The organism is Marinomonas profundimaris (assembly GCF_000508165.1).
Taxonomy (GTDB): Bacteria; Pseudomonadota; Gammaproteobacteria; order Pseudomonadales; family Marinomonadaceae; genus Marinomonas; species Marinomonas profundimaris.
Window position 1 is genome coordinate 173,470 of sequence record NZ_AYOZ01000056.1, and the last position, 12,052, is coordinate 185,521.

The 12,052-nt window shown below is 45.0% G+C and carries 9 protein-coding genes; 7 read left to right on the plus strand and 2 right to left on the minus strand.

Translation table 11 applies throughout. The features are described from left to right. The first annotated feature begins 3 nt into the window (after window positions 1-3). The 6 genes from dnaE to D104_RS34100 all read left to right on the plus strand — a co-directional run bounded on the left by dnaE (window position 4) and on the right by D104_RS34100 (window position 9,208). Entirely contained in the window at window positions 4-3,480 is a 3,477-nt protein-coding gene (gene dnaE, locus D104_RS34075; protein WP_024025160.1) for a DNA polymerase III subunit alpha, read from the plus strand. A gap of 85 nt (window positions 3,481-3,565) precedes the next feature. Next, a complete protein-coding gene (gene accA / locus D104_RS34080) occupies window positions 3,566-4,513 on the plus strand; it encodes an acetyl-CoA carboxylase carboxyl transferase subunit alpha (protein ID WP_024025161.1) in 948 nt (315 codons plus the stop codon). 83 nt (window positions 4,514-4,596) lie between these two features. Beyond that, window positions 4,597-5,913, plus strand: coding sequence for a tRNA lysidine(34) synthetase TilS (gene tilS, locus D104_RS34085; protein ID WP_024025162.1), 1,317 nt, complete (start codon window positions 4,597-4,599; stop codon window positions 5,911-5,913). Between the two features lie 167 nt (window positions 5,914-6,080). Further along, on the plus strand, window positions 6,081-6,287 hold the full coding sequence (locus D104_RS34090) for a DUF1656 domain-containing protein (RefSeq protein ID WP_235075956.1): 207 nt from the start codon (window positions 6,081-6,083) through the stop codon (window positions 6,285-6,287). A 4-nt stretch (window positions 6,288-6,291) separates the two neighbouring features. Beyond that, window positions 6,292-7,149 carry an efflux RND transporter periplasmic adaptor subunit gene (locus tag D104_RS34095; RefSeq protein ID WP_024025164.1) on the plus strand — a complete coding sequence of 286 codons (858 nt, stop codon included), beginning with the start codon at window positions 6,292-6,294 and terminating at the stop codon, window positions 7,147-7,149. A gap of 13 nt (window positions 7,150-7,162) precedes the next feature. Then, entirely contained in the window at window positions 7,163-9,208 is a 2,046-nt protein-coding gene (locus D104_RS34100) for an FUSC family protein (RefSeq protein ID WP_024025165.1), read from the plus strand. A 20-nt stretch (window positions 9,209-9,228) separates the two neighbouring features. On the opposite strand, the gene D104_RS34105 is transcribed toward D104_RS34100, so the two are convergent. Both D104_RS34105 and D104_RS34110 read right to left on the minus strand, forming a co-directional pair. Next, window positions 9,229-9,909, minus strand: a complete 681-nt coding sequence (locus D104_RS34105) for a nucleoside/nucleotide kinase family protein (RefSeq protein WP_024025166.1) — start codon at window positions 9,907-9,909, stop codon at window positions 9,229-9,231. Between the two features lie 8 nt (window positions 9,910-9,917). Next, window positions 9,918-10,655 (minus strand): GntR family transcriptional regulator, encoded by a 738-nt coding sequence (locus D104_RS34110; RefSeq protein ID WP_024025167.1) that lies wholly within the window; start codon window positions 10,653-10,655, stop codon window positions 9,918-9,920. Between the two features lie 232 nt (window positions 10,656-10,887). Here D104_RS34110 and D104_RS34115 point away from each other — a divergent pair, with 232 nt between their 5' ends. Continuing rightward, window positions 10,888-11,979, plus strand: coding sequence for an aromatic ring-hydroxylating dioxygenase subunit alpha (locus D104_RS34115; protein WP_024025168.1), 1,092 nt, complete (start codon window positions 10,888-10,890; stop codon window positions 11,977-11,979). Window positions 11,980-12,052: the final 73 nt, after the last annotated feature.

The window sequence follows — 12,052 nt, forward strand, 5'->3', positions numbered from 1 at the left end:
ATTTTGTCCGCATCGTTTATACATCTACGAGTTCATACCGAGTTTTCTTTGGTTGATGGCTTGGTGAAAATCAAAGGGCTGCTTGGTACTACCGAGTTTATGTCTATGCCGGCCGTTGCGATTACGGATGAGAACAACCTGTGCGGTTTTGTGCGCTTTTATAAAGGGGCGATGGACAAAGGCATCAAACCTATTTGTGGTGCGGATGTTGTGATTGCTGAAGATGACGATGTTGGTTCTCGCTACCGTCTTACTTTGTTGGCAACGTCTAACAAAGGCTACAAAAACATTATCGAAATTATTTCGAAAGGCTATCAGTTAGGCCAGGTTGAAGGTCGTCCAATCGTTCAGCGAGAATGGATTGAAGCTTGCAGCGACGATGTGATTGCTTTGTCTGGTGCCGGCTTTGGTGATATTGGGTTAATGCTGCAAAAAGGTCGACAAGAGCAGGCAAAAAGCCGTTTGTCTTACTGGATGAATGTTTTCCCAGATCGTTTTTACATTGAATTACAGCGCACTAGCCGAGCAGGGGAAGAGGCCTATATTCATTCGGTCGTGCCTTTAGCGAGCGAACTTGGTTGCCCTGTTGTAGCGACCAATGATGTGCGCTTCTTAAAACGTGAAAACTACGAGGCGCATGAAGCGCGAGTCTGTATTCATGATGGTGTAACTTTGGATGATCCGCGCCGTAAACGCCGTTATTCCGAAGAGCAATATTTTAAAACGCCAGAAGAGATGGCCGCGCTTTTCGAAGACATTCCCGAAGCACTGGAAAACACCGTAGAAATTGCCAAGCGTTGTAGTGTTGATGTACTGCTTGGCGAATATTTTTTGCCGGATTATCCTGTGCCAGAAGGCATGACGATGGACGAATTCTTTAGCAAGCTTTCTTATGATGGCTTAAAAGAGCGTTTCGACTTTTTGGTGAAAAAATACGGTGATCGTATTGAAAGTCGACGTCAAGAATATTGGGACCGTTTGGATTTTGAATTAACCATCATTAATCAAATGGGGTTTCCGGGTTATTTCTTGATCGTAATGGACTTTATTCAGTGGGCGAAAGACAACGACATTCCAGTTGGACCTGGGCGAGGCTCCGGTGCCGGCTCATTGGTCGCTTACGCGCTTAAAATCACCGACCTTGATCCACTCGAATACGACTTGCTGTTCGAACGATTCTTGAACCCAGAGCGGGTTTCCATGCCCGATTTCGATATCGACTTTTGTATGGATAACCGTGACCGAGTGATCGATTACGTATCACGTACTTATGGCCGTGACGCGGTGTCTCAGATTATTACCTTTGGTGCCATGGCGGCGAAAGCCGTCGTGCGAGATGTGGCGCGGGTGCAGGGTAAGCCATACAGTCTTGGTGATAAACTGTCTAAGTTGATTCCGTTTGAAATCGGCATGACCTTGAAAAAAGCACTAGAAGAGGAGCCAGCCTTACCTGAGTTTCTTGCTGGTGACGAAGACGCCGCTGAAGTCATGGAAATGGCGATATCGCTAGAAGGCGTGGTTCGTAACTTTGGTAAACACGCGGGTGGTGTGGTTATTGCCCCAACAAAATTGATCGATTTCGCGCCTCTGTATTGTGAAGAAGACGGTTCTGGTTTGGTGACGCAATACGACAAGAATGACGTTGAAGAAGCCGGTTTGGTGAAGTTTGACTTTCTGGGTCTGAAAACACTGACGGTCGTTGATTGGGCGGTTAAAAACATCGATGCAATTAATGCGTTAGAAGGCAAACCACCTTTGGACATAGCGCTCATCGATTTGGAAGATAAGTCCACGTATGACTTGCTAAAACGCGCAGAAACAACCGCAGTATTCCAGCTGGAATCCCGCGGAATGAAAGAGTTGATTAAAAAACTGTTGCCATCGCGCTTTGAAGATATTATCGCCTTGGTGGCTTTGTACCGACCAGGGCCTTTGGGTTCTGGCATGGTGGACGACTTTATTAACCGTAAGCATGGTCGTGCAGAGCTCGCTTTTCCACATTCCGATTATCAGCACAATGATCTTATTCCTGTTTTAGAGCCAACTTACGGCATCATCTTGTATCAAGAGCAAGTAATGCAGATTGCTCAGGTACTGGCCAAATTCTCACTGGGTGGTGCCGATTTACTTCGTCGAGCCATGGGTAAGAAAAAAGCAGAAGTTATGGCCGAGCAGCGTTTGATCTTTATGGAAGGCGCGCTGAAAAATAACGTTGATAAAGATCTGTCAGGTAATATTTTCGATCTGATGGAAAAATTTGCGGGTTATGGTTTTAACAAATCTCACTCCGCGGCTTACGCATTGGTTTCTTATCAAACGGCATGGTTAAAGAATCATTATCCTGCGCCTTTCATGGCTGCGGTTCTGTCTGCCGATATGCAGAATACGGATAAAATCGTTATATTCATTGAAGAGTGTCGTTCAATGAAGTTGGGCTTAGAGTTACCCAATGTGAATGAGTCTGTATTTAAATTCACTGTCAACACTAAGGGCGCCATTGTCTATGGGTTAGGCGCCATTAAAGGAGTGGGTGAAGGCCCAATTGAAGCCATTGTAGAGGCGCGAAAAGAAGGGCCATTCGAGCACATTTTTGATTTCTGTCAGCGTGTTGGGCGCAAAGTAAACAAGCGTGTTATGGAGGCATTAGTTCGTTCTGGTGCTTTTGATACGATTGGCCCTAATCGTTCGACATTGTTTGCTTGTATCGATGAAGCATTGAAACGTGCCGTGCAAGATGCGAAGAATCAAGATGCTGGCATGATGGATTTGTTTGGTATCGCAGTAGAAGAAAATACGGAGGACGCTTATAAGGAAATAGGAATACAGCATGAGTGGCCGCCTCGACAACGACTTGATGGCGAAAAAGACACATTAGGTCTGTATGTGACAGGTCATCCGATTGATGAGTACGAAAAAGAGATTCGTCGCTTTGTGCGTTCTAAGATTGTTGACCTCCAGCCAAAGCGTGGCGACACGCAAATTATGGCGGGTTTGATCGTAGACTTACGGATTACCAAGAGCAAAAAAGGTGGTAACATTGCTTTTGTTACACTTGATGACCGTTCGGCTCGTATAGAGGTAACGGTATTTCCAGATAACTACGAAAACTTTAAAAACGTCATTGTTAAAGATGAAGTCGTGGTTGTTGAAGGCGAAATTACGGTAGACGAATTTCGTGGTGGGCAAAAAGTGATTGCTCGAAATATTCTCGATATTGCACAGGCCCGAGTTCGCTATGTTGAAGCATTGAGAATTACGTGGACCTCAGAGACAGTGACACCAACAGAAATAAAGACATTAGCGTCTTACATGGAATCATTTCGTGGAGATGGTTGTGATGTCGTTATTGGTTTTGATACGCCTCAAGCGTGTGGCGATATCCGTTTGGGGGCAAGTTGGAAAGTTCGTCCAGATGACGAATTAATTCATCAACTTCAGAAACAATACGGTAAACAAAATGTTCAGTTAGTGTATACTTAATCTCATTTAATAAAGCTATAGGACATTAAGCGAATGGCTTTTTGTCTTTTAATTTGATGGCAACCAAACAGTAGTGTAATTAAACATGAATTTAGATTATCTCCCTTTTGAGCAGCCGATTGCTGAGCTTGAACAAAAAATTGAAGAGTTACGCTTAGTCGGTAACGATAACGAAATCAACATCAGCGATGAAATCAGTCGCCTTGAAGACAAGAAAATAGCGCTGACTAAAAGCCTGTTTAGTAATTTAGGCGCGTGGGAAGTTTCGCAGTTAGCGCGTCACCCAAAGCGCCCATATACACTTGATTATATTAAACACGCTTTTACCGATTTTGAAGAAATGCACGGTGATCGTCATTACGCTGACGACCGCGCCATTGTTGGTGGTATCGCGCGCTTAGATGGCCGTCCTGTTATGGTCATTGGTCACCAAAAAGGTCGCGAAGTAAAAGAAAAAGTATTGCGTAACTTTGGTATGCCTCGTCCAGAAGGTTACCGTAAGGCTCTACGTCTTATGGAAACGGCTGAACGCTTCAATATGCCGATTATTACATTAATCGACACACCTGGAGCGTATCCTGGTATTGGTGCTGAAGAGCGCGGTCAAAGTGAAGCGATTGCCTTTAACTTGGCCGTTATGTCTCGCCTTAAAACACCGATTATCTCCACTGTTATCGGTGAAGGTGGTTCTGGTGGTGCGTTGGCTATTGGTGTTTGTGATGAACTAATGATGCTGCAATACGGCACATACTCTGTTATTTCCCCAGAAGGCTGTGCGTCTATTTTGTGGAAAAGTGCTGAGAAAGCATCTGATGCAGCAAAAGCGATGGGTATTACGGCTCAACGTCTGCAAGAATTGGGTTTTGTGGACAACATTATCCCAGAGCCATTAGGTGGTGCCCATATTGCTCATGAGCAAATGGCGCACAGTTTGAAACAAAACATTCTTGCCGCTTTAGAGCGAATGGACGCGTTAACGACAGAAGAGCTATTGGCTCGTCGTTATAACCGTTTGATGTCTTACGGCCTGTAATTTTTTTGTTATTCTAAAAAAGCCTCCTCTTTAGGAGGCTTTTTTGTTTGTGATTACATTAGGTGCTTTCTGCTGAGTTTAGAATGACGTATTCAACGCTAAAATCCATGGATTCATTATCCCCTCTTCGTTTTAACCCTGAATGGATCGATTGCCTATTTACACAGGCAAAAATCGTGTGGCTGGGCTTTAGTGGCGGAGTGGACTCACATGTTTTGCTTCATGCATTGATGAACCAACTTTCACATGAGCAAAAGCAGAAATTAGCAGCGATCCATATTCATCATGGATTGAGCGAGAACGCGGATGACTGGCTAGTGCATTGCCAGTCTGTTTGCGAGAATCTTGAGGTTCGCTTTGTTGCTGAGCGCGTACAATTAGAGACGCAAGCTTCCATCGAAGACGCCGCACGTAATGCTCGTTATCAAGCATTTCAACATATTATGGGTGATCAGGATGTCATTTTGCTTGCTCATCATGCCGCTGATCAAGTGGAAACTGTTTTGTTTCGACTGCTTAGAGGCACCGGTGGGAAAGGGTTGGCAGGCATGCCAAAAGAAAGGTTATTGGGTGATGGTCAAGCCAGAATTATTCGACCATTGCTAGAGGTATCAAAAGAGACAATCGAAGGTTATGCCCAGCGGAAACAATTAAAATGGATTCAAGATGAATCCAATAATGATGAGCGTTTTACGCGTAATTTTTTACGTCAACGCGTTATGCCGGTTCTTAAAGAGCGTTTTCCTAAAATGGAACAAAGCATCGCTTCCAGCGCCCAGCGCATCGCCACGGATTACAACATGTTGGCAACCTTTGCAAATCAACAGTTGACGCATTGGTGTAACGAATCGGGCGGTTTTGAATTGTCTTTTATTGAAAACAAAGCGCGAGACGAACGCTTGTTTTGGCTGCGACATTTTTTACAGCGTGAACACGTTTCGTTGTCTCATGCTCAGCTAGAAAGTGTCAATAGTATGTTTGCTGGTGGAGAAGACAGACATCCTGAATTTGTTTTTTCTAACGGACGTATTCTGCGTCATCAAAATGCCATCTACTTATTGCCTTTAGACAAAACCCCAATGCTAGCGCCACTTGTGTCTGGCGTGATGCTAAAGCGCGCCTTTGACGACGTAACCGTGTTTGGCTGCGATGATTGTTTTCTCGGTCAACGCCCTCAAGGAATTGCATTGCGTTCAGTACATGGAAAAACGCGTAAATTGAAAAAGTGGCTTAATGATCATCAAATACCAAGTTGGTGGCGCGAGCACCTTCCTTATCTGTATCAAGGCGATACATTGGTGGCGATTGGTGACCTTTGGCAGCACCCTGACTGGCATGGAAAGGTTGAATGGTGTCGGGGCGACGAATTGCCATTTTTTATCCTTACTGGCAACACTTGATTGAAAAACGGCATAATTAAAATCATAGGTATCTGTAATTATTGGTTTTTATTTGGCTGTTAGCTGCACATTTTTTTGTTTTATCTCGATATAATTCTATTCTTAACTCAGACATACGTTTTCTAATGCTTAGCGACTGTCTAACGACTTAATCGGACAGGATATTCATGATGCTTCAGGCTATTGTTTTTGGTGGGATGGAATTTAGCCCGTTGGTTGTTTATTTCCCCATTGCTTTTTTATTGACGGCGCTCACACGTTTTGTACTTCATCGTTTGGACTGGCATGATCGTATTTGGAAAGTGGCTTGGTTTGAGGTGTCATTATTTGTTTGTTACTTGGCACTCACGGTTTACTTATTAGGTGGAAGATAAAACAATGGCTAAATATCTGCGAATTCTTATCACTTTACTCGTTGTTCTGGCCGCCGTATTTGCTGGAAGGTGGGTGTGGAATGATTATATGCATTCTCCTTGGACACGTGATGGTCGTGTTCGTGCGGATATCGTAACTGTTGCGCCAGATGTCTCTGGCTGGGTAACAAGTCTGAATATCACCAACGATCAGGTGGTTGAGAAGGGCGAGCTGCTTTTCAGTGTCGATCAAAAACGCTATCAAGCGGCCTTAGATCAAAATAAGGCGAATACTGAAAATGCGTTGTATTCTTGGCAGTTGGCGAAGCATAAATACGAGCGTCGAGTTGAGCTACGACGCCAAAAAGCCATCAGTGACGAAGACTTAGAATCTTCACGTATTAGCACTGCGATCGCCAGGGCGAATTATGATTTAGCGCAAGCGCAGCAAGCCACTGCGCAGTTAAACTTGGATCGTACGCAGGTGTACTCACCTGTGTCAGGTCATATTATTAATCTGAATTTACGTGAGGGGAATTACGTTGGCCAAGGCACATCTGCCTTTTCCATCGTTCAGTCGGATTCGTTTTATGTGACGGGGTATTTTGAAGAAACAAAAATTCCTCTTATTCACTTGAATCAAGCCGCGAAATTGACATTGTTGGGCGGTGGAAAGCCATTAACGGGTCATGTAGCGAGCATCGGAAAGGCGATTGCCAATACAAACACACAAAGTAATGGGCAGCTTTTGCCGCAAGTCCAACAAACTTTCAACTGGGTGCGTTTATCGCAGCGTATTCCGGTAGATATCAAACTAGATCCATTTCCTGCTGAAACGCAACTTAGTGCAGGCATGACCGCCACCATTCATCTTACTAAGTAGTAAGGAGAGCGCGTTGGAAATCGTATTTCGTAACCTGTTTTATCCTGAAAAACAGGCGGTTATTTTTGCACTAAAGGGCGTGATTGCCATGGCAATGGCGTTAACGGTCGCGCTCGCGTTGAATCTGGATCGACCTTATTGGGCGCTGGTCTCTGCTATTTTTTTACAAATGCGTCCTGAAAGTGGTTTGGTGGTTGAAAAAGCCATTTGCCAAATCGTTGGTACGATTATCGGTGGCCTGTTTGGTATATTTTTACTTACTCAGTTTGCCTCTTATCCTTATGTCGCGTTAGGCGTATTAACATTATGGCTGGGGTTGAATTCCGCCTTGTCAGCCATGGTGCGCCAAGCCAATTTTGTGTATGCGTTTGCCATGGCGGCGGTGACATCAGAAATTATTGTGTTGCTGGTGATGGCGAGCCCTTCTACTGCCAGCAGTCAGGCCGTGTTTGATGTTGCGCAGGCCCGAGTGAGCGAAATCATTATTGGCTCTATCTGTGCGGGTATTGTCAGTCATTTATTTTGGCCCGTAAAAGTCAAAGATAGCCTGCAAAAACAATCGCAATCGGTAATTAATCAGACACTACACTATTTGGTAACCGAGCTGGACACCGCGGGTTCACACGAAGCGCGTCATAAGCAGATTGACGGCATTATGGCGACACTCGGCATAGTGAGTGAAGATTCGAGTGCCGTGACTTACGAAGGACCAAAAGGGCCTGGGCGCTCTCGTGCTGCAAATCAGTTATGCCAAAAGGTATTGTCTTTGCTGGCGTTGGTGCAGATTTTTGGTCGTTTGCAACGCCGGCATTCTGAATTAATGACACCAGCTTTGACCCAGTTGCTTGATCAATTACGCGCCGCATTTATCCGTATTGCCGAGTCCAGCGATTTTGATTACTGCTTAGAACAAGTGAAAATACTGCGTCGAGATCTGGCGGAATATCGAGCAAATAATAACATTGACGCCCCTTTTGACTCGCATATGTTGAACGTTGGCGCAGACATTACGGCTGATTTGACGGTTTTACTGCGAGCTTACAAGGCCTTAGAAGAACGCGATAGCACCTTGTTGAATGCACCCAGCATGATGTCGTATCGCGACCCTTTGGCCGGATTGGCTATTGGTCTTCGTACCAGCGTTGTGTTCTTGATTGGCGCTTGTATTTGGGTTGGAACGGGTTCTAGCGCTGCGTTGATGATCATGATTTTGCCGGTGATTTTCTCGATTATGTTGGCAAGACTGCCGTTGATGGTATTGAAAGTTGTGTTGAAACGTCTGCTTATCGGCGTGATCGTGGCGACCGTTGTCGCTCTATTCTTTGCTTTAAATTTGTTATCACAAAGTACGGGACAGCTAGAGATTTTATTACTGGTGTTGGCCGGACCGTATTTTATTGGATTATTGTTGCTGTTTGACCGTCAGACCTTGCCTTATGGTTTGGGGTTTTGTATTCCCTTTTCGATTCTTGTCAGTCCGAGTCGAGATATGAGTCGCGCTTTTTCCATTGATACAACCTTGAGTTCCGCCATGGCGATCTTTACTGGCGTGTGTATTTTGTTTTGGGTGTTTCACTTAATTACGGGGCCAAGTGTTCAGTTATTGGTGCATCGTATTTTCAAAACCACGTATCAAGATCTATTGGAAATGAACCAACAGTCCTCTCCTGCCGCTTGGTATAACCGACGTATGGCCGATCGTTTATTACGCTTAACCAACTACGATCAAGGTTCTAAATCGCGTGCAATTACAGATCTCGCGTTGACGGCGCTGAATCTCGGTCATGTATCCATTCGTTTGCATTCTATCTGTGAGAGTATGGCGGGAAAAAGGCCGACGTCATTAGACGTTTGGCAACGATCATTGGCAAAGGCGTTTCTGTCGGCGAGTAAGGGTAAGCATGACCCACGCTTTGAAAATGCGAGTAAGGCGCTCTATGACGAACTCTCTAGTTTGGTTGGTGAGTCCAATCAACTTGAGGCAATTCAAGGTATGTTTCTTCGCATCAACCTCACGTTTGAAAGAAGCGCAGAAGCCATTGCGGCACAGAAGGTATAAATAACCGGTCTAGAAACGTACTAGACCTTTAATAACCAATCCGCTTGATGTTGATAACTGGCGACCAATTTTGCGTTGAGCCCGTCACTTTGATGAATTCTGTCCATGGCCTGCTCATGACTAAAGCCCCAAGCCTTCATGTGTCTTTGGGCTAACCGTTCAATGGCAATGTCCAGAGGAATGTCTAAGAACCAATGCTCATCAAACAAGTCTTTAGATGCTTGCCAGCCGTCTTGCTGATGCAGCAAGTACAAGCCTTCCACTAACACGACGTTTGCGTCTTTGTTGATCGTTAGGTCGCCTTCAATTGGATCCCCCAATGAATGATCAAAGCTTGGCCACAAAACATTTTCTTTCTGATAACTTTGCTTAATTTTTTCAACGCGCTCAACAAAGGCCGCGCTATCAAATGTCCATGGCGCCCCTCGTCTTGCAAAGGCTTCTTCCGCATTCGGTAAAGCTTGAAGTTGTGCTTTTGAAAGGTGGAATCCGTCCATTGAAAGGCAAACAATCTGTGCGTTTGGTTGATCTGAAAAATGAGACATTAAATGGTCGGCTAACGTGCTTTTCCCCGATCCCGGCCCGCCTGTTAAACCAATGAGCGTGCGTTCCCGTTTGTCGAGAGCGGTTTGGATTTTTATCAAGGCTTGTTGAACATCGGCCGAATTTCTATAGCTATCATCGACATTGAACTGGATCATTGACTTTCCTATTGGGTGAGATTGGTGGGCGAGTTTTTGGTGTTAATAACCTGCATTTTTTCGCCACTTTCTTCCATCTGAGAGAAGACCTTTGCGTAACCGAGAGTGGCATTCGCGTGTTCCCGCATGATGGCTTCAGCTCGGCTGCCTTGTCCTTTGCTTATCGCATCAAATACAGCGTGATGTTGCATGTGGGCAAAATTAAAGCGTCGGTATTCTTGTTTCAAATTATTACGATCAAAGGCGAGTGCGTTAACAGACGCAAAAGGCAGGTGTTCATTGCGGCTTAGCGCTTCGGCAATGGCGGGATTCTGGCTCGCTTCTATAATAATTTGATGAAAACGCTGGTTTATATCGTGGTATTGGGTCAGATCATGTTCGTCAATATTGCCGTTTTCGAATAACGCATCGCCTTGCTTTAACAGAGCAATCAGTTCTTCTGTTTGCTCTGTTGTTAGTGTGTTCTCGGCGGCTTGCCTTGCCGCTAAACCTTCTAATACGCCTCGAACTTCAATCGAGCCGCTGATTTCAAGTTGTGTGACTTGTCGGACGATGTAACCACGCCCCGATAATTTGGTCAGCAAGCCTTCTTGTTCTAACGTTCGAAAGGCAATACGCACCGGAGTACGAGAAACGCCCAGCTGTTCTGAGGTTGGGATTTCAGCAAGGCGTTGTCCGGAGGCCAATTCGCCAGACAAAATCATTTGTCGCAGTCGACCAATAACTTGCTGCCCTGGTTTGTTCATTGCGCTTGCCTCTGTCTTATTTTTTAAAAAGTCATCATAGCGTAAACAGAATTAAAAAAGTAACGATTGGATCCAATTTGAATGTATCGATTTTTCAACTGCTTAGCGCTATGGCGCTATTCATAATTAATTAAATGGATCCAATTTAGGTATAACTATGTTGTTTTTTACGAATATGTCGATATATTGGATCCAATTAAGAAAGAATAAAAATAAAAGTAGGAGAGTGGTTATGAGTCAGCAAACTTACCCAAAAAACACGTGGTATGTGGCAGCGATGTCGGAAGAGGTGGCGGGCAGCAAACCTCTTGGTCGTAAAATCTGCGGTGAAAGTATTGCCTTTTATCGCTCCCAAGAAGATCAAATCGCAGCGGTATTGGATTTTTGTCCTCACCGTGGCGCGGCGTTGTCTTTAGGGTATGTGGAAGAAGGGTTGTTGGTTTGTGGCTATCATGGTTTGAAAATGGGCGCGGATGGAAACACCAAAGCAATGCCATTGCAGCGTGTAAAGGGCTTTCCTTGTATGAAGTCCTACGCGGTAGAAGAGCGCTACGGTTTCATTTGGGTGTGGCCTGGCGATCAATCTCAAGCCGATAAAGCCTTGATTCCTCATTTAGAATGGGCGATAAACCCAGAGTGGGCTTATGGCGGTGGCTTGTATCATATCAACTGTGATTACCGTTTGATGGTCGATAACCTCATGGATTTGACTCATGAAACGTACGTTCATGCGAGCAGTATTGGTCAGAAAGAAATAGACGAATCGCCGGTTTCGACCAAGGTGGAAGGGGATCAGGTATTAACGAGCCGCTACATGGAAAATATTATGGCGCCGCCATTTTGGCAGGCTGCGCTTCGAGGTAATGGTCTGGCAGATGATGTTCCGGTGGATCGCTGGCAGATATGTCGATTCACACCGCCTTCTCATGTGATGATTGATGTTGGCGTTGCTCACGCAGGAAACGGTGGTTTTGATGCCCCAGCCGATAAAAAAGCCAGCAGTACTGTGGTGGATTTTATTACCCCAGAAACAGAAACGTCGATTTGGTATTTCTGGGGAATGGCGCGTAATTTCAAACCAGAAGATCAAGCATTAACTGATGCGATTCGAGAAGGGCAGGGCAAGATTTTCTCGGAAGATCTGGAGGTGCTTGAGCGACAACAAGATAATCTTTTGGCGTTTCCCGACTATGATTTATTGAAGTTGGATATTGACGCTGGTGGCGTTCAATCGCGTCGAATCATCGATAGAATAATTGCCAAAGAGCAGATTGGCGTGTCATCACCTAAGGCGGTAGCGCCTCTTCAAACGATATCCTTTTAATGGATTTTGGTGCAGGTCAGAGAGTGGCTTTTACGGTTCTCTCGCTCCAAAAAAATAAGATGTTAGGAGAGCC

Bases quoted from the DNA above. Each gene is read 5' to 3' on its own strand.
- accA (WP_024025161.1), top strand. From the start codon at position 3,566: ATGAATTTAGATTATCTCCCTTTTGAGCAGCCGATTGCTGAGCTTGAA.
- tilS (WP_024025162.1), top strand. From the start codon at position 4,597: ATGACGTATTCAACGCTAAAATCCATGGATTCATTATCCCCTCTTCGT.
- D104_RS34090 (WP_235075956.1), top strand. From the start codon at position 6,081: ATGATGCTTCAGGCTATTGTTTTTGGTGGGATGGAATTTAGCCCGTTG.
- D104_RS34095 (WP_024025164.1), top strand. From the start codon at position 6,292: ATGGCTAAATATCTGCGAATTCTTATCACTTTACTCGTTGTTCTGGCC.
- D104_RS34105 (WP_024025166.1), bottom strand. From the start codon at position 9,909: ATGATCCAGTTCAATGTCGATGATAGCTATAGAAATTCGGCCGATGTT.
- D104_RS34110 (WP_024025167.1), bottom strand. From the start codon at position 10,655: ATGAACAAACCAGGGCAGCAAGTTATTGGTCGACTGCGACAAATGATT.
- D104_RS34115 (WP_024025168.1), top strand. From the start codon at position 10,888: ATGAGTCAGCAAACTTACCCAAAAAACACGTGGTATGTGGCAGCGATG.